Below are 19,408 nucleotides of genomic sequence, written 5' to 3'. Positions count from 1 at the left end.
GGATCTATTTTTTTATCTAGTCAGAACTGAAATCACCGTAATTATTAATCCAATAACTGAAACAAAAACGGAAGTATTCTGCGTATATTTTGAAGTTTGTACTCTTGCTCCATTTGGGGGGATGTAAATAACGTCATTTTGTGAAAGATAATAGACTGGAGAATTGAGGGTTTCCTTTTTGGTTAGATCTACTTTATATTCCTTCTTTATCCCAGCGTGCTCCCTTATTACTAAAACCTCTTTACGATTCCCGTAAATTGTAAGATCACCCGCAAGCCCAAGTGCCTCCAGTAGCGTTATTCGATCGTTCTCCACAGCGAAACTTCCTGGCCGTAAAACTTCCCCTAAAACAGTTACTCTAAAATTTCTAATCTCTATACTTACCCCAGGGTCAACTATAAAGTGAGAAACTTTCAATTTTAAAAATTCGATTGCCTGCGCTCTCGTTTTTCCAGCTAGAACAACCTTACCGATCTTAGGGAAATAAATCTCCCCATTCGAGTCAATTGTGTAAGTTGGGATAAATGGGTTGGAGTTGTTCAGCGTCCCAGATTGATAAGCACTTACTTGATTGAAAGGTTGCGTTGCCCGGATATCATCTGCTGTTACAGAAATCGCTAAGATATCTCCAGATTGCAATTTGGGAATATTTAGTTGTTCCACCAGTTCAACTCCTACGGAATCGGCCTGAAAGTAAATTACATCTTTCTTGCTGGCACATGAAGTACACCCGAAAATACAGATAGTAATCAGTAGGATTACATAACCATTAACTTGTTTAAACATAGTTTTATCATTCATTTTTTATCCTTTCTCGTTCAAGTGGATCTGAACTTTAGGTTCAAATTCTCTTAAGTTCACAAAATAACCCAATTCCCATGTGAAATTATCCTTATCCGAATTTTCAACAATTGAATCTGCAAACGTTATCAACTCAGAATTATACTCGAGTGATTTAATAGCCATTCCATAGCCCGGAGGAACGTGTAGTACTTTATTGTCTGTTGCGCTAATCATAACTCGATTAATCTCTTTGGTTCTGTCTGGTTCGTGCCAGTTCTCAATTTTTACTAGATAAAGTAAGAATGAACCAGATCCCACATAAAACCATCGATTTTCATACCGATGTCCTCGCCAGCCTCGGATAATCTCATTATTTGCATTTTTGATTAAATAAAATCTTTTTACGGCCTCCATATTGAAGTCGTTGACAAATCTTACACTGCCCCGGCTATCGTTAAAGGCTCCCCCTTGTACAAACTTATATTCCATAAAATTAACTTAAAACGTATCGAGAAACAACATACCTTTTTACTAATAGATACGATATACTTAGAATAAGTAATATACAAAGGGAAAAAGATACTTGTACTAAAAAATTATAGCGTGTCAAATAAATAACTAAAACTCCTAATGAAAGCTGAACGAAACCATACATAGATGCAATAATAAGCTTATTACACCTCGCTTCATTTACTAGATATTGATACAAGTGGGTTCTATGTGCCGTGAATATATTTTCACGTTTAAGTACCCGAGCTATAATCGTCCATACAGTGTCTACACCATAAACAGCTAAAAACAATATATATATAAAATTCTCAGAGGCAATAATTAGACTTCCCAAACAAAATAATAAGATATAAGCAATCGATACGGAACCCACATCACCGGCAAATGCCTTTGCATTTAGCCTAAAATTAAAAAAACCAAAAATTAAGACACTTACAAGTGTATATGATAGCAAAGCTTGTTCCACAAATTTAACATCGGCATTTGTAATCATCAAAAGTATAATCACTGAAAGACTATAACTGGTAGTGATACCATTAATACCATCCATAAAATTGTACGCGTTTATAACACCGACTACTATTGTGAACATTAAAATTAAATAATACCATGGAAGAGAAAACATATTAAGTTCCATAGCGAGAAGCATTACTGAACCAAAATGAATTATGAGTCGCGTCCTGTTCGGTAAATCGAAAATATCGTCCAAAAACGAAATCAATGTCATAAAAAAAAGCCCAATAAAAAAGTAAATATATGTACCACCGCTGCTTATGAAAAAAAATAATATAGAGAAAAAAAATATAATTCCTCCTCCCCTAATTGTTACGTTCGCGTGTGATGATCGAGTGTTTGGAATATCCACGATGTTGAACTTCTTCGCCAACGAAAAATATAATAACTCGATTGCTACTAACAAAACACATAAAATGAGTAAATTCATGATTAAGCTTCTTTTTTATTGAATGAATGAACTGTAGTGATCAAATTTTCCCTAGCAGTGAAAGGAAGTTTAACTATATTCAATGCACTTTTAATTTTAGCATTAGAAACTATATACGATTCCGTAAGCTTCTTCAAACGCTCCGTATTTAACGGAAACGAAAACTTATCACCAGCCTTCGCAAAAAATCTGATCAGCCTGGAACTCCAATTCCATATACGTTCCTTTTTATTTAAAACCTGAGAAATGATAGCGACTACTTCATTTGTAGATAGCGTGTCGTCATCACAAAAGTTATAAACACCCGACTGAATTGATGGTGACTTTAGCATCTCACCTATCAAAAAGTTCAAGTTATCGATTCCCAAAAATGAACGTTGATTTCTAAAGGAACCTAATGGCCAAGGTATGCCATTTTTAACGATATTGTACAGTAGATTTAAGTTTCCTTTATTGCCTGGACCATGTATCATAGATGGTCGGATAATGAAAATCCTTTTAGAACTGCTAATAATTTGTTGTCTAAGATAATTTTCAGCTTCTAGTTTAGACCTACCGTAATCTGTCATTGGAAAAGGGACATCGTTTTCCGTTAATTCACCTACAACCGAATCCCTGACTGCTTTAACGGAACTGAAATAATAAAAGTCACTTGCTGTAGAATCGCGGAAGACTTGAAAAACAGATTTTGTCAACTCCGCATTAATTTTAAAATAATTATCCGTCTCAATACTGTTTGTTGTGTCGTGAGCTTTTCCAGCTAAATGAATAACAACTTGTGTATCTACAGGATATTTAGTAGCCCAATTCGAATCTCGCAATGAGAGTAACTCTACAGTGTGACCAATGTCAGATAGGTAGGCGGATAAGTTTTTGCCTACAAATCCAGAGCCTCCAGTGATTGTTATTTTCATCAAAAAATAAATTGATTATATATCTCCAAATGTTTTATTACTACATCATCCACATTGAAATCTTTCTCAGCCTTTCTCCTAGAAGACATTCCCATATTTAGCAACTTCTCCGGGGTAGTTATAATATTACGAATCGCTAACGCGAGTTGTTCCGCATCCTTTACGGGGACGATAATACCATTTATACCGTCGTCAACACAATCCTTACAACCAACTGCATCAGTGGTTATAATGGGTCTTCCAACGGCACACGCTTCAATCAAATTTTTAGGAAGCCCCTCTCTATATGAAGGTAAAATTACAACATCCGCATTTACATATTCAGAGTAAACATCGTCAATATGACCCTTCCATTGTACGTACTCACCATCTACCCATTCATTTAAATATTCGAGTGGAACAGCACTCTTATTTCCAAGATCCACCTTCCCAATCATTCTAATTTCTATTTTCTTGCCTAAATCATTTTTTAGGATATCTGCTGCAATCCTCAACTCCCTAATGCCCTTATCCCATAGCATCCGCCCCGCGAACAAGATTCTTAATTTCGGCTTCTTGATAGGCAATTGATATTTAAACTCATCAAGGGATACCCCAGATCCTTTAATCAAATTCACAGATTTTACTCGTTCAAGCACGCCAAATTTACGAAGAACCTCTTTGTCATCTTGGTTTTGAAAAATGTATGAAACAGAATTGTGATTGCTTCCTTTCCTCATAAGCCACATAACAGCCCTCTGAAATAACCCAAACTTCCCATCAACAAATAAATAACCCATTCCACTAACAGCGTTTACAATCCCCTTAATACCTAATGAACGAGCTGCAAGCGTACCATAAATTACAGGCTTTATAGTAATATGATGCACTACGTCGGGCTTCACTCTCCTATAAAGATTTTTAAATTTTAAATATGATCTTATCTCCGCAATTAAATTTGTGCCAGAACGTGAAAACACAAGATTCTCGAAGTGTATCCCCTGAGATGTAATTTCCCCAGACCTTCCCGTGTCTTCACATGCAACAAAAACTTCCCAACCGTTCTTAAGCGCGTGTGACGCAACTACCAATCTGTGCGAAATTAAAAACCAGTCGACGTTTGTAACAATCAATAATCTCTTCATCTAAGTAATCTTTTATACGTTTCGATGTACTTCATAACCATAATTTTTATATCAAATTCTCTAGATTTGTTGTAGCATCTCGTAGATACTGCGAGATAATAGTGAGGATCCTCTAATAATCTGTTGAGATAATATGAGAGATCTTCCGCGTTCCCTTTTTCGAATAAAATACCACTTCCTCCGACTATCTCCGACACCCCATCAATATTACTTGCAACAACTGGTTTCCCCGCAGCCATACCTTCAACAGCAGCTATTCCGAACCCTTCAACATTTGAACTCAAAACAATAATATCGGCAGTTTTCATCAATTTTGGAACATCACTTCGAATCCCCAAAAAAAAGACTCTATCCTTTATCCCGAGAGTATCTGCTAAAGCAATACAATCATTTTTGGTGTCTCCTTCTCCTACGAGCAGAAGATCAACTTGGCGGTTAAGATATTTAATCGACCGAATAAGCGTTTTTTGATCTTTTTGCACTCGAAAACTTGACACTTGCAAAATAATTGGCTTTCGTTCAGACCTAGCCGTACTTAAATTTTCAGGAATACTTTTGAAAGCGCCGAGATCTATACCATTAGAAATTATGCCTATGTCTAGCTTTTCGGTTTTTAGATGTTCTTCCAGCCTAGCTTTAGTAGCAGTTGATATACACCCAATAAAGTCAAGCTTGCTATAGATAAATCGATCAACAAATTTGAATAGAGGTAAGCTCCTTCGACGGTTCGATGTACTATGTTCGGTGTAAACCAGCTTAAATTCTCTTCTCCAAAGTGACTTCGCAATTGTGACCCAATATAGCGCAGGAAAAAGATGCACATGTACTAATTGAACAGATTTTAGAATCCGTCCCAAACTAATAATATGAAGCGGATTGTACGGCGAACCTTTCCCAAGATAAGAAATTTTGACCCCGTCAGCGACCTTATGCTCCAAAAAAGAATTAGTTTTTTTTAAAACAATTATTTCAAGATCGATTCCAAGTTCAGCGTAATTCTTGGAAGCTTCAACCAACAATTTCTCGGCTCCTCCCGCTTGTAGTGAGGGTATAACATGTACAATCTTCATACTCAATTGGCTAATATAAAATTCCACATTTTTTGTATTTCCCTCGACGCAGTTCTTTCCTTAGCATATTCATAGCACTGATTGCGAAGATTCAGAAAATCTTCATTGCTTAAACGAATCAGCACCAGCTTTTCTGCTAAGTCTTGAACATCCATCTTATTGAAGAGCATGCCATTATTTTTATCTGCGATTATAAAATTATTACTCCCTACTCCTCTAACAGCTATCGGAACAACGCCTCGTGACATGGCCTCTGGTAATACTTTTGCGGTTCCCTCAGTAATGGAGGGTAACACCATTACATGGCTCTCGGTCAAAATATCGTCAATTTTGTCTCTGTCTGAAATATAACCATGAAAATTAAAATGAGAATTCAAATCAAAATTGTCAACCATTGATTTTATAAATTTTAACGAGGGCCCTTCGCCAATTATGTCTACAGTATAGTCAACCCCCCGATCTTTCAAAATCTTCGACGCTTCAACAATATCCCCTACTCGTTTAGCTTCGTCAATCCGTCCAAGAAAGACTATTCTCAAACATTCTTCTATAGACTCATTTTTGTTAACCTTTACGTTATTGTGAGTAGTAGAAAAGTACGCATGAATATTGGGGTTCTGCTTAGAATATTTTTCAGCTAATACAGGACCAGTGGACACTACTACCGAATTTCGAATTAATGGAAATTGTAACCATTCTGAAATTTGGGCAAACAATTTAATGAAAGGAACCTGTTTAAAATTGTTTGTGAGGTTTTCATACATGTCACCAGCAATGTAGGTTGTTTTTTTCACCTTTATTGATTTAAAGCAATAGTAGAACCCTAAACTAAAAAAAGACGGTATTCTGTATTGGACAATTTCAATGTTTTGATCTAAAATAATCCTCTCTAGAAACTCTTTATCGCCTTTTAGAATTGCAAAAATTTTGGCAATCTTAGACCCTTTGTAATAATCAACCGTATGATAAATAATTCCGCCTGACCCTTTGACTCCGGTTCTATAATCGTCCGATGGACAAAGACAATGAACTTCATTAAAATGATTTTGATATTGAGATAATATTTCATTCATTGCTAAGTTTACAGTTCTTCCTAAATTCATATCGAATTTCGGTTCACATATTACCAGAAGCTTTTTACGCTTAAAAATAGTATCAACCACAGTTATTATTTATTATTTTTCATTATCAACTTTTGATTAGCGCTAATCTCATTTATTACAACGTCTCCATTCAAAATAAAGTAGGGGTTATAATCCTGAATATCCTCAAATTTAACCAGTTTATTATTCTTCGAACCCCTTAGGCCGGATATGGTAATCCTCCCCCCTGTTTTATTGAAGTTTCGGTTATACTTCTTAATTCCTGCAATTCGAATCCCAACCATAGAACTATGATCAGTGTGGTTTGAAATCGTTATATTTATTTCTCGACTTCCAGTCCCGACAAGTTTTCTCAACATTAAATCAATCCCCCTAGCTTTATTTCTGTAGGTAAGGCAGTTCTTTATAAATACATTGTCAAGTTTAGCAGCGCCGGGCTCGATATCAATACCCGCCTTAGGATACATAAGTCTGGAATTGGCAAATGTGGAGTTAAAAACCTCAATACCATCGACACTGACGATAGCAATTCCATTACGACGATTAGAGTTACATATTGTATTGTACACTTTAATATTTTTCGATTCCTTTAGAAACCGCTTTCGAGCAGAATCAAATACGGCTCCGACATAGATGCCGTCTCCCCAACAATTCTCAATCCGACCATTGTAAATGAACACGTTTTCGCTGCTTTTAATCATTATGCCCATTCCCCACTCACCTTCTTTTCCTAGATGTTTAGTAAGATCTCCCTTTATTCTTGGATAAAATAATGAGACATTATTTATACCCTCTAAATTTAATATGTTATATGTACCTTTGCTTGAGGATTTCAAAATAATTTCAGACTTCTCCAAAAAGAGTATTGAAGAATTGCTTTTCAATTGAAGACCATTATCATTTACCAAAACTGGGAAATTTGGTAAAATAACAACCGCATTTTCATTTATTCCTTTTTGGAGATATTTTGTATAATCTCTTGAACCATCCTTTATGTAATTTCTAGGTAAATATTCGACCAAACTTACAGCCCGGATCTTCAGGTCGTTGAATTGTTGTTGAATTGCTAACGTTTGATAGTTAGTAGGAAGAAGTGCGTGTGGAATGCTAGTAATCGACTGAGCTTGAATTCGAACAAATCCAGAAAAGATTATTATAATTAAAATTCTAAGTTTAAAAATCATATTAAAATCCTTTAAGACTAAGGTATATACAATAAAATGCGACTAAAGTAATAGCTGAATAACGAATTGCCTGATTTCGAAAAAATGGTGGTAACAATACATATATATACGTTGCATAAATATATATCGCGGGGTAAACACAATAAATCCTTCTAATATTAATAGAAGATGATGCCACAAGTATCAACAATACGCCTATATAGAAAGGAATTTTAATCTCCTGAGGAACAAATTTATGCACACCTCTCACAAACCCTGCGACCACAATACCCCAAACAAAAAACCAAAACACACCTGCAACACCTTCCATAAAACGCCAAGAAGTGAAATACCCGGGTACAGGAAATCTCCTAAAATTCGGATCATTCGGTTCTGGCTTCCATCCCCGCCAAAATGGTACGGCAGAGGCGATCTGACTATTTATTCCCATAGCTATCTGCTTCAATCCAGGAGGTAATTTTGAAAGAGCAGCTCCCGCTGAAAAGCTCGTTCGTTCAACTCTGTCAATCTGATTTTGATATGCTTCAGAGTTATCGCCATATTTATCAAGAAAACTAGGAGAAAAAATAGCAAAAAAAACCGGCAGAACAGCGAACAAAACTAGTAACAAACTTTTGTTTTTCGTGGCTTTAAGATAAAAGTATCCAATAATGAATACGCTAAAGAAAAGACCATGTTCCAGCCTAAACCCCATTGCGAGTAACATGAGCCCAAACAGCTTTATAAACACAAATTTTTTCGTGTCAAAATGTACCAGTAAATAACTCGCCAAAACAAACACTAAATAAATATGAGGGTCTCGATTAAAAACAACTGAATAAATTACAACATGGGAGAATAATGAGAACAATAGTGCCGCTTTGTAAGCGACACTCTGAAGCAAAAATTTACGAAGTGACAAATAAATATAAGGGATCGAAATTGACCCTATCCACACGCTTTGGATTTTCATTACCAAGATATTATTTACGTCTATCAACTGAGAAAAAAAAGATAGCAGAAGATTTATAAAGCTAAATAACGGATAACGAGAGGTCTCAGGTAAGACGAATAAAAATCGATTCCAAACGTCTGAAAAATCATACATTACATAGTTCGAATGATTCCAAAATTTAAAAGAATCGACAATCATGAAAAATTCTCGAGAAGGATCATTAACAAACAAATAGTTTGTCACTAAAGTATAGATAGTATAAAGACTGTATGAAATTACGAAAAGTTTTAAAATATTTTTAGACTCCCTTCTGTGCGCATACTGAAGGTATGCTATCGACCCAAAAAATAACAAAAACCAAAATAAAAACGCAGAAAACCATCCACTAGACAGCGTGTAAATTGTTATTAGAGATGCAGCAATAACAAAAACAAAGGGGTGCCAAACTTTATGAGAATTACAGATCATTATACAATCTTAAATATTTCCTCGCTGTGATATTGATGTCAAATTTATTTCTAAAATAACTAATATTTTCAATTCCAAGGGCTCTACACAAATATATGTTGGATATTGCAAATCTAATTTCGTTAACGAATTCGTCCAATTCAAAGGAGTTTAAGAGTTTTACCGATTTTGATTTAAACGGTATGAATGCGTCAATTCCGGAAGTAATTGCGTATTTACCACTACAAACAGCCTCAATGAGGGCTATAGGCAAACCTTCATCGATTGACGGCATAACAAAGAAATCTACAGCTTTAATATATGTATAGACGTTCAACACGTTTCCTGTGAATAATATCTGTTCTGAAAGTCCTCTAGTATTCACATCATTTTCTAACTGACTACGTTGCGTACCATCACCTATTAAGAGGCAAATAAATTTGTCTTGATGCTTTGATACTTCATCAACTGCTTCAACAATAAATTTTTGATTCTTTTTGGAGATGGCATTATCCGATAAATACATAGACCCGACATTCGCGAATATAATCGCATCTTGAGGCAAATTAAGCAGTCGGCGAGCTTTTTCTTGTGTTAGGTCCTTTAACTTATCACTTTCGCTTAAATCTATGCCGTTGGGTATACTGATTAAATGTTTACGGAGGGGAGTATTTTCATAGTTGTCCCGGACGAAATCGCTACACGCCACGTTTGAATCGTACCCCGTCACCATAGAAGTTTCAACACTATTACTCAGACGAGCAGCTCGTCTCTTATTGTGTAAAGTTCTAACTATTTTGAAGTCGTAAAAAAATAAAAGTTTTCTAACGACAAAAATGAATAAATCGCTAAGCTGCAGATGTGCGTGAACAACGTTAGGACGAATCATTGCTATCTGTCTTAGAAGGAAAAGGAATGCTATTATATATCCATATGATCCCTTCTTAAAACCACGATGGTGTTTCACAATGACACCGTTGTCCGTAAGATATTTGTTAAGAATTCGTCCCTTTTCATCTATAGCCCCTTGATAGGTTATCAAAAAAACATCATGGCCGAGCTTTTTTTGAGCGACTGCCAATTGGGAGGTAAATACTTCCGCACCGCCTGAACTTAATGAATTAATTACTTGACAAATTCTCATGAATCCAGCGAGTTAATAAAATCATGACAGACCTTTTTCAGATTTTCCGCATAAGCTTTGTAGGTTGAAGGATTTTCAGCTACCGTGTTTTCATTTATAATATCTCCATCTTCGAAACCGAAATTCGATTGGATTCTACCGTTCTGATCGATATTGATCGTGTTAAAAAGGTCCGTGATTCCTTTAAAACGGCTCTGATCTGAGGCATTTGAGAACCCGTAGTTGATGAAAATAACTGGAGTACCTAATGCTAAGCACGGAAGTGCACAGTGAATGCGGGACGTAATAACAAGTTTCGCACGTGAAAATTTATGTAAAAATTTCTCTGCTTCTTGGAATCTCCGTTCTTCTGAGTGATGACCGGGTAATTTATGGTGAAGGTTGGGTACATTCTGTAAGATTTCACTGTCAATAATCTTTCTTAACAACTTCTTCCTAACTCCCAATTTAAACAGATCACCTCTTAATGCCCCCTTAAGAAAGAACTTATAGTTATAGGTTAGTATTTCCATGTTCGGTAATAAAAATAATGGGTCAGCCAGGATCACCCCTTCTCTAGGACCATCAAATTTATATTTTAGATCAAGTGTAGTAGTTAAACAGCCACTGAAATACGCATCAATTCCTTTTGATTGCAAACTCTGTAACGTGTACAAATCTCGACACCCAACTTTACCATAATTCTTAAAATAGTTGACCGTAGATTCGTTCCCCAAAATCCTATCCTTGACGCTTGAATTCAAATGGAAAGAGACAAACAATGGATTGATTTTACTCGAAGGGGGAAATTCAGCAGTATTATAAATATACCAGCTATTCATGATCATATTAATTTCCTCACCATCGTAGCTTCGAAGTTTTTCACGCTCAACTAGCTGGTCAACTTGCGGCAGGTATTGCTTTGCTGCAAGACTCTGAATATAATCTCCAACATTATAATAAGGCGTCGCGGGATATGTCAGTAGACCAAATTTTTGATTTTTCATTTTACTATCCGATTTTTGATTTTTATAAAAATATTTTTGTTAAAGTAGAACACCAGTATAGAGGTGAATAGAAAGATTAATAGGTTGACTCGCACATCAAAATGTACCACAAAAAATGACAAAGAGAGTGATAAAATTGTAAAGAAAAGCATTTCTGGAAAAGGAACCTTTATCGGCATGACTTTTTTAGTCTGTAAAATCCTAATTAAAACTATCAAGAAAAAGCTCACGAACGTCCCTATTGCTGAGGCATATAAACCGACATTTTTCATTAGTAAAAAGGTAATTAAAATATTTACTATACCACCAACAATACTAGTTGTAAAAACTCCGATTGTATTCCGTGATTTCAAATATATCGCGCCAAAATAGCCTGCCATTGCTGAATAAGCAACGCCTAAATACAAGATAGGCATGTATTTGTAAGCCTCATAAAATTTTGCATCAACTAAAAATTTAACGGTTAACTCCGACAACGGAGCAAGAAGCAAAACCATTCCAAATTGCACTCTCATGTAAGTGTTAAACAAGCGCGTATTTACTCGAACGTCTTGGCCGTCATCCTTAATAGTAAAGTCTTGCCATGCCAACAGAAAGATTGAATTAATGATGGTCATAATCGCAGGAAACCGAGAGGAAATCGCATAAATTCCATTCATATCCGCAGATAAGATTTTCAAAATTAAAAACTTATCAGAAGCGGTGATAAGCCACCAACTTATCTGATTGGGAATTAAAGGAAGTGAAAAATGAAGCATTTCCTTCAGTGTGGTTAAATCATAGCTTGCTATCTTGGTATAGAGATATATTTTACTAGTAAAAAAAAGAAAAACTGAACCCACAAGATTTGCTGCTATGATTGACCAATATAAGCCTTCGACACCAACAGCAAATATTTTCAGCAATAAAAACGTCGAGATTACTAGAATGAATGAATAAAGAATGCCCGAATACGAAAACAATCGGCTTTTTCCTAATCCTCTGGCGACAAACTGAAAATATTGAAAAAACATACTACTACCCAACAGAAGTAACCCAGTGACAAAGCTGATTGAAAGAGGAATAAATTCCGAAGTGATAAAATACAAAATAGAGAACAGAAGCAACCCCACGACACAAATAGTTAATCCGTTTAATATTACCGTTTGGGGGGGTGTTTTCGTCTTTTTCTCTAGAAGCCATCTATATGTTCCATTGAAAATCTGCGCTGAAAAAATTGGTATTAATAAATTCATTGCGGTTTGTACCAAATCATACTCTCCAAGCTCTTCTTTGGTTAAAAAAAACGAAACAATCGGAACAAGGGCGAATAACAAAATTTTACTACCGAAGTTACCTATTGCATAAACTGCAGTACCTCTTATTAACTTAGAATAGATATCAGCCATTTCCAAACAAACTAGAGCTTTGAAGTCGCTTTTGCGCCTAAAACTCCTTTGACATCATAAATGATGGCCAGCTCTTTTGCTAACAAATCATAATTTATTGCAGAAAACTCATCATGAGCGACTCCGAGGATAATTGAATCATATTTTCCAGGTGGTAAATCTGACAAGCTTTCAATTCCGTACTCATGTTGTACCTCGACGGGATTTGCCCAAGGATCAAAGGTGGTAACTTTCACGCCATAATCTTCCAAAGCTCTTATTACATCAACAATCTTCGTATTCCTCACATCGGGACAATTTTCTTTAAATGTTACACCGAGCATCAAAGCTACTGCACCATTTACATTGATGCCCTTCTTAATCATTGTTTTAACGACTTGAGAGGCCACATATTCACCCATAGAATCATTTAAGCGACGGCCGGCTAAAATTATCTCTGGGTGGTAACCATGTTCTTGTGCCTTTTGGGCCAAGTAATAAGGATCAACTCCAATACAGTGTCCACCAACCAATCCTGGTTTGAACGGTAAGAAGTTCCATTTTGTTCCTGCAGCCTCTAGAACAGCATGAGTATCAATTTCTAAAATATTGAATATCTTCGCTAATTCATTTACAAAAGCAATATTAATATCTCGCTGAGAATTCTCTATTACTTTAGCTGCTTCCGCGACCTTAATCGTCGGAGCCAAATGCGTTCCTGCTGTAATAACCGATTTGTAAACTTCATCCACCTCTTTTCCAATTTCCGGAGTCGAACCAGATGTTACTTTCAAAATCTTCTCTACTGTATGCTGTTTATCACCAGGATTAATACGCTCAGGCGAATATCCAGCAAAGAAATCAACGTTAAATTTCAATCCAGAAATTCGTTCCAGCACTGGGATACACTCTTCTTCGGTAACACCAGGATATACAGTTGACTCATAAACTACAATATCACCCTTCTTTAATACTTTACCTACTGTTTCCGAGGCTTTATATAGTGGTGTAAGGTCCGGACGGTTATTTTTATCTACTGGCGTAGGTACAGTGACAACATAAAAATTGGCCTTTTCAATGTCTTCTAATTTATTCGAACAGTATAGGCCAATCGATTCAGCTTTATCAAATGGATTATTATCAACCAAAACTTCCTTAAGAATATCGTCTTCAACCTCTAAAGTCAAATCCTTACCGGAACGCAATTCATCAATTCTTTTTTGATTAATGTCAAAACCTAAAACTGGATATTTCGTGGCGAACAGTCTTGCAAGTGGTAGGCCTACGTATCCTAATCCTATAACGGCAATATTTTTCATTCTAATTCTTTATATTTAATACCTATTTTAAATTCTCCCAATACCATTGGGTAGCTTCTCTCAATCCTTCTTTAATAACATGTGTTGGCTCGTAGCCTAAAAGATTCTTAGCTTTATCCACAGAAGCCAAGGAATGAGGAATATCCCCCTGACGATTAGGACCATGAACGACCTCAACCTTAGAAATTTCAGCGTCATACTCCGTCAAAAACTCTTTTAAGTACCCAACCAACTGATTAAGCGTTGTACGATCGCCTACAGCCGTGTTATACACTGTATTTACAGCTTCTGGATTTTCCGTCAACATTGCGAGCTCATTCATTTGAATTACATTATCGATATAAGTAAAGTCTCTGGAATAATCGCCAGTACCATTGATTACTGGACTTTCATGATTCATAAACTTCTTTACGAAAAGAGGAATTACTGCTGCATACGCGCCATTTGGGTCTTGACGACGTCCAAAAACATTAAAATATCTCAGACCAATGGTTTCCATACCATAAGTTTTGGAAAAAATTTCCGCATATAGTTCGTTCACATATTTTGTAATCGCATAGGGAGAAAGCGGTTTTCCAATCTTATCTTCCACTTTCGGCAGACTCTCAGAATCTCCATAGGTTGATGAAGAGGCAGCATAGACAAAACGCTTCACATTTGCGTCTCTGGCAGCAACTAGCATGTTCAAAAAGCCTGAAACATTGACTTCATTAGAGGTCTGCGGATCCTTAATTGAACGAGGAACCGATCCTAAAGCTGCCTGATGTAGAACATAATCAACTCCTTCCACAGCTTTTTGACAATCATTAACATGACGAATATCGCCTTCGATCAATTTAAAATTTGGATTCTCGTCATGCTGTGCAATGTTGTGACGATGGCCGGTCGCAAAGTTATCAAGAATGACAACTTGGTGTCCTTTTCCTAAAAAATATTCCGTTAAGTTGGAACCAATGAATCCAGCTCCACCGGTAATTAATATTTTACTCATTAAATTTGGTTTTATTCTAAGAAATAAGTTGATTATTTATGCCCGTTTTTAGCATTCTCCTTTTCAGCTACGATCTTCCTCAGTCCCGAACTGGAAAACCTATGATCTCTACTATTGAAATAAAGTTCAATGCCCTTCTCTTCACAATATTTTCTTCCTGTAAAGTCTCGATCTCTATATTCATCTCCGACGATGCGAACATCTAGCTTGAAGGATTTTAATATATCCTCTAAATCCTGTTCGGTAGAATACGGAACAATTTCATCGACGTACTGACAACCTCGAAGTTGAATGTAACGCTCTACCACCGTTTGTGTCGGAGCATTTTTTTCCGGACGATCCAAGGTGGGATCCATTTGCAATCCACAGATTAGATAATCGCATTGGCGTTTCGCTTCGGCCAGCATCATAATGTGTCCGGCATGCAGTAAATCAAAAGTGCTAAATGTAATGCCTACTCGTGGGCCTGGATTGTAATCCTGTCGTTTACGACCTAGCTTAGTATTTTCGATTTCTTTCATCTTTCTATCTTTAAATATTGCAAATACGTTATTCTCCTATGGCGTAATAAATAAATCCTAAGTCTTCAAGCTTTTTTCTATCCAAAATTTTTCTCCCATCGAAAACAAAAGCCGGCTTTCTCATGTTATTCTTAATACGTTGCCAATCATATTCAATAAACTCGTCCCACTCTGTAAGCAGCGCTATTGCATGTGCACCTTCGCACGCTTGATAAGGACTCGACACTGCTTTTAGCAATTTCTGGTTTTCCTCTTTGGAGCGTGTCGCTAGCGCGTTTAAGTCATTGTAAATCTGATTTTCCTGGACTTTTGGATCAAACACTTCAATCTTTGCTCGTTCCTCTAAAAGGTGGTCGGCTACATAAATCGCTGCCGATTCTCTCGTATCATTCGTATCTTTTTTAAATGCCCAACCCATAAAAGCAATTTTCTTGCCATTTACCGTATTGTACATCGTTTGTATGATCTTTTCTGCAAATCTTATTTTTTGATGATCATTAATTTTGATCACTTGTTCCCAATAATCGGCAACTTGGTTGAGGTTATAAGATCGTGCTATGTACACTAGATTTAAAAGATCTTTTTGAAAGCAAGAGCCCCCAAATCCAACCGATGCCTTTAGGAACTTCGGTCCAATTCTGGAATCTCTACCGATAGCTTGAGCAACTTCATCGACATTTGCCCCAGTTACTTCGCAGAGCTCTGAGATCGAATTTATCGATGAAACGCGCTGTGCCAAAAATGCGTTGGCCACAAGCTTGGAAAGTTCTGATGACCATAGGTTGGTGGCAATAATCCGATCTGACGGAACCCATGCCTCATAAATCGATCTTAGGGCAGCGATTGCATCGGGATCCTCTCCACCGATCAAAATCCGGTCGGGCTTGTAAAGATCCTGTATAGCGGTCCCTTCCGCTAAGAACTCGGGATTGGAAAGCACCTGGAATGGCACGCCCTTTCCCGTATGATCCAGAATGCTTTTAATGGTAGCGGCCGTCCTTACGGGTATAGTAGACTTTTCTACAATTATTTTAGGGGATGTGGCCACTTCCGCAATCTGCCTCGCACAAAGCTCGATAAATTTTAAATCCGCGGCCTGTCCTTTTCCCTTACCATATGTTTTCGTAGGTGTGTTTACGGAGATGAAAATCATATCAGCCTCCATAATTGCTTTCTCCACATGGGTAGAAAAGAAGAGATTTCTACCTCTAGCTTCGGCGATGACCGCATCTAATCCGGGCTCGTAAACCGGCAGATTATCGAAGTTTTCGTCATTCCATGCATCTATACGACCGGCGTTCAAGTCTACAACAGTGACTTGGATATGTGGATTCTTCTGTGCGATTACCGACATGGTCGGACCGCCTACATAACCTGCTCCGATACAGGCAATTTTTCTAATTCCTTTATGATTTGTCATCGCTTGTCGATCCGTTCCAAAGTTTAGCTTTCCTTCTGAAAAAGTATGATGTGCTGCTGAACTTCTTCATGATTATCAAAATATATTTCCACTTTCTTGCCAATCACAGCCTCTACTTTTGAGCGAAGTTGCAGTAAGTAGCCTCTATCTATCTCATCACCAGCCACCATTATTTCAATAGTGCCCGAATCTATACCTTTTGCATAATCGCCCAGAAGGCTTACACTTTCCACTTTGCCTGCTTTTTCTAATATCTTTTCTACTGTTCTGTCGATACCAAGATTTTTTCTAACGAGATTTTGCAGGGATTCGAAAAGCGGATGTCGAGTATTTGCCTGATAATAAATTCGATTATTTTCCTGCTTTCTATTCAAATATCCCGCATCGGCCAATTGATTAAGTTCTTTTCTTACAGAATTTGTTGATTCATTAAACTCCTCCGCTATACCTCGCAAATAACCTTTATTAGCAGCCGAGACAAAAAACTTAATAAGTAGTTTAAGTCGAGTCTTTGAGGTTATCAGTGAATCCAGCATAATTAGTACATGAGCACCAAAAGTACTCAATATGATCAAAATAAAAAAATTCTTAATATAATTTCTCCCTTAGCTACCCAGGAGCTCCATGCACGCGTTTCTCCATCAACATTTTCTAGAATTGTAACGCTTGACTGAAAGCCCACATGTCAACCCATTTTAGGAGGGAAGGCTTGCCACTTTAATTTCAGTTTGTTTATCTTCGTATAAACCTAAAGAGCTGTAAAGCGTTCCCATGAGATATGATATCGTCTTTTTAAGGTGCATTGCTGTATTATCCGTCGTCCTATACCATCTGCGGGTACCTCTGTTCGCAAATGGATATCTAGGTGTAGACATTTTTTTCGTCGTCTCCGGATTTCTCATCAGCCAAATAATTTTAGAAAAGCAAAAACAAAAACGGTTCAAAATCACCCAATTCTACATCCAAAGAGCTAAAAGGATTATTCCTCCGCTTGCAACTATGCTCGTTGCGACGCTCCTATTGATCTATATATTAATCCCACTGAAAGTTTATGACTTCGCTCGCTTTGGATTCAGTAGTATTTTATTTCTCTCGAACGCTTATTATCATTCCATTCAGGATTATTTCGCACCATCCGCTCAGTTGAATTTTCTGCTTCACACGTGGACACTTTCCTTGGAATGGCAATTTTACTTGCTCTATCCGCTCTTGATCATTTCTTTTCAACCAGGGGGCAGGAAAAGCACCTTTAGGACTCTAAAAATACTAAGCGTTTTGATGTTATTGTCCTTTGTCATTTACATGCTATCGAACCATATCGCGCCCCGCTTTGCGTACTACATGCTTCCCGCGCGCGCTTGGGAATTTTTTGCAGGAGGGATTATATCCATCACTGGTTCGGAGGTACCAAAGCGCTTATCGCTAAAGTTTAGACAATGGGGCGGCGCGATCGCAATAATATCTCTGATGATTATTATATTGTCTAAAGATTTAGCAGCGGTAAGGGGTATCAATGTATTATTAACAGTAGCACTCACTTCGTTGGTTTTATGGTTAGAACCGAATTTCAGTTTATTTCGCCATCGATTAAGCAAGTTCTTTGGCAACATCTCATATTCGTGGTACCTATGGCATTGGCCCCTGATTGTTCTGGGAATATATTTTGGAGGAATAAATGAGTGGTGGATCAAATTAGCGATATTCTTAATATCGCTGATATTAGGTTGGACATCTTGGCACTATGTAGAAATTAAACGGACATCATTAAAAGTTGGCCCATTAGCTCTATGCTACGCTATTACCTTGAGCGTATTATTTCTGGGCACTAAAATTATCTTCGTTGCCCAAATAATGACGCCTATGAGCAGCTCGCTAACAAGATTTATGCACTATTATCCCCGAGTGGAGGCACACGGGCAGTTTGGATTTGGAGAAACCCATTCAACCCGTGCCTATCCAGTGACGGTTGATGATCTAAAGCGTAACGCACGGCTTGTGGATTCTTCGAAAAACTATTTGCTTCTGGGCGATTGTCACGCCGGAATGTTTGCAAGAACAATTGAAGAGCTATCGAAGGAATATGCTGTGAACCTCATTCAAGTTACACTAGATGACACTTTCCCTGCACCATCCGCCAACTCTTCCTTTAATGGAAATTATGATCTAATGAGTTATGTATTTGACAGCTACATACCTAATCATTATCAAAAGATTGATAAGGTCATTCTATCCGCAAATTATGCAGGTTACAGCAAGGATGAGGTAGCGAAGCTTATTACTGATACTGAAAAGTACTTCGCGCGATATCAAATTCCGACCGTCTATATCGGTCAAACTGAAGCCTATAACGTAGAATACCCTGTTGTCTGGTACATGAAGCGAGAGTATGACATCCCTGGGCATCGATTTTTACGTAACAATAGGACTTTAGTGAATGAAACGATGAAGAAATCATCTATCTCGAAGAAATATGTAGACGTTTATTGTAGCGATATATACAAGGATGACCAGCAGGGTATCTATATGTACGATACTGATCACTTCTCGATCTTTGGAACCGATGGTTATAAACCGCTGTTGCGAGAAACGATTTTCAACACCATAAAATAATGGAAAATGAAAACCCCTTCCATTTCGCGTTGGAAGGG

18 protein-coding genes are annotated in these 19,408 nt (G+C 37.2%); 1 reads left to right on the top strand and 17 read right to left on the bottom strand.

What is annotated here, in order from left to right; translation table 11 throughout:
- Positions 1-12: 12 nt before the first annotated feature.
- The 17 genes from GQF63_RS16620 to GQF63_RS16540 all read right to left on the bottom strand — a co-directional run bounded on the left by GQF63_RS16620 (position 13) and on the right by GQF63_RS16540 (position 17,296).
- On the bottom strand, positions 13-801 hold the full coding sequence (locus GQF63_RS16620) for a polysaccharide biosynthesis/export family protein (protein ID WP_212592625.1): 789 nt from the start codon (positions 799-801) through the stop codon (positions 13-15).
- A gap of 3 nt (positions 802-804) precedes the next feature.
- Positions 805-1,272: a WxcM-like domain-containing protein gene (locus GQF63_RS16615; protein WP_160370369.1), complete on the bottom strand. Its 468-nt coding sequence runs from the start codon at positions 1,270-1,272 to the stop codon at positions 805-807.
- Between the two features lie 4 nt (positions 1,273-1,276).
- Entirely contained in the window at positions 1,277-2,236 is a 960-nt protein-coding gene (locus GQF63_RS16610; RefSeq protein ID WP_160370368.1) for an MraY family glycosyltransferase, read from the bottom strand.
- A gap of 2 nt (positions 2,237-2,238) precedes the next feature.
- Complete coding sequence (locus GQF63_RS16605; RefSeq protein ID WP_246163590.1) at positions 2,239-3,150, bottom strand: NAD-dependent epimerase/dehydratase family protein; 912 nt, start codon at positions 3,148-3,150, stop codon at positions 2,239-2,241.
- On the bottom strand, positions 3,150-4,274 hold the full coding sequence (locus GQF63_RS16600; RefSeq protein WP_160370366.1) for a glycosyltransferase family 4 protein: 1,125 nt from the start codon (positions 4,272-4,274) through the stop codon (positions 3,150-3,152). The genes GQF63_RS16605 and GQF63_RS16600 overlap by 1 nt, the downstream gene beginning before the upstream one ends.
- The gene (locus GQF63_RS16595) at positions 4,271-5,344 is read right to left on the bottom strand and encodes a glycosyltransferase (RefSeq protein WP_160370365.1); all 1,074 of its coding nucleotides are present in this window, start codon (positions 5,342-5,344) and stop codon (positions 4,271-4,273) included. Before GQF63_RS16595 ends, GQF63_RS16600 begins: the two co-directional genes overlap by 4 nt.
- Before the next feature lie 2 nt (positions 5,345-5,346).
- Entirely contained in the window at positions 5,347-6,447 is a 1,101-nt protein-coding gene (locus GQF63_RS16590) for a glycosyltransferase (RefSeq protein WP_160370364.1), read from the bottom strand.
- A gap of 65 nt (positions 6,448-6,512) precedes the next feature.
- The gene (locus GQF63_RS16585; protein ID WP_160370363.1) at positions 6,513-7,631 is read right to left on the bottom strand and encodes a right-handed parallel beta-helix repeat-containing protein; all 1,119 of its coding nucleotides are present in this window, start codon (positions 7,629-7,631) and stop codon (positions 6,513-6,515) included.
- A 1-nt stretch (position 7,632) separates the two neighbouring features.
- A complete protein-coding gene (locus GQF63_RS16580; RefSeq protein WP_160370362.1) occupies positions 7,633-8,583 on the bottom strand; it encodes a hypothetical protein in 951 nt (316 codons plus the stop codon).
- Between the two features lie 439 nt (positions 8,584-9,022).
- On the bottom strand, positions 9,023-10,156 hold the full coding sequence (locus GQF63_RS16575) for a glycosyltransferase (RefSeq protein WP_160370361.1): 1,134 nt from the start codon (positions 10,154-10,156) through the stop codon (positions 9,023-9,025).
- Positions 10,153-11,142 carry a polysaccharide pyruvyl transferase family protein gene (locus GQF63_RS16570; protein ID WP_160370360.1) on the bottom strand — a complete coding sequence of 330 codons (990 nt, stop codon included), beginning with the start codon at positions 11,140-11,142 and terminating at the stop codon, positions 10,153-10,155. The genes GQF63_RS16575 and GQF63_RS16570 overlap by 4 nt, the downstream gene beginning before the upstream one ends.
- Positions 11,139-12,530 carry a lipopolysaccharide biosynthesis protein gene (locus GQF63_RS16565; RefSeq protein WP_160370359.1) on the bottom strand — a complete coding sequence of 464 codons (1,392 nt, stop codon included), beginning with the start codon at positions 12,528-12,530 and terminating at the stop codon, positions 11,139-11,141. The genes GQF63_RS16570 and GQF63_RS16565 overlap by 4 nt, the downstream gene beginning before the upstream one ends.
- 11 nt (positions 12,531-12,541) lie before the next feature.
- Complete coding sequence (locus tag GQF63_RS16560; protein WP_160370358.1) at positions 12,542-13,828, bottom strand: nucleotide sugar dehydrogenase; 1,287 nt, start codon at positions 13,826-13,828, stop codon at positions 12,542-12,544.
- Between the two features lie 22 nt (positions 13,829-13,850).
- Positions 13,851-14,819, bottom strand: a complete 969-nt coding sequence (locus tag GQF63_RS16555; protein WP_160370357.1) for an SDR family oxidoreductase — start codon at positions 14,817-14,819, stop codon at positions 13,851-13,853.
- Between the two features lie 32 nt (positions 14,820-14,851).
- Positions 14,852-15,340, bottom strand: coding sequence for an adenylyltransferase/cytidyltransferase family protein (locus tag GQF63_RS16550; RefSeq protein ID WP_160370356.1), 489 nt, complete (start codon positions 15,338-15,340; stop codon positions 14,852-14,854).
- Positions 15,341-15,368: 28 nt separating this feature from the next.
- The gene (locus GQF63_RS16545) at positions 15,369-16,760 is read right to left on the bottom strand and encodes a nucleotide sugar dehydrogenase (protein ID WP_160370355.1); all 1,392 of its coding nucleotides are present in this window, start codon (positions 16,758-16,760) and stop codon (positions 15,369-15,371) included.
- A gap of 23 nt (positions 16,761-16,783) precedes the next feature.
- Complete coding sequence (locus tag GQF63_RS16540) at positions 16,784-17,296, bottom strand: winged helix-turn-helix domain-containing protein (protein ID WP_160370354.1); 513 nt, start codon at positions 17,294-17,296, stop codon at positions 16,784-16,786.
- A 235-nt stretch (positions 17,297-17,531) separates the two neighbouring features.
- On the opposite strand from GQF63_RS16540, the gene GQF63_RS16535 reads away from it, so the two are divergent.
- Positions 17,532-19,370: an acyltransferase family protein gene (locus tag GQF63_RS16535; RefSeq protein ID WP_160370353.1), complete on the top strand. Its 1,839-nt coding sequence runs from the start codon at positions 17,532-17,534 to the stop codon at positions 19,368-19,370.
- Positions 19,371-19,408: the final 38 nt, after the last annotated feature.

The organism is Sphingobacterium humi (assembly GCF_009768885.1).
GTDB lineage: Bacteria > Bacteroidota > Bacteroidia > Sphingobacteriales > Sphingobacteriaceae > Sphingobacterium > Sphingobacterium humi.
Note: the sequence above shows the minus strand (reverse complement) of the source record. Positions and strands in the feature narration are given on the sequence as shown.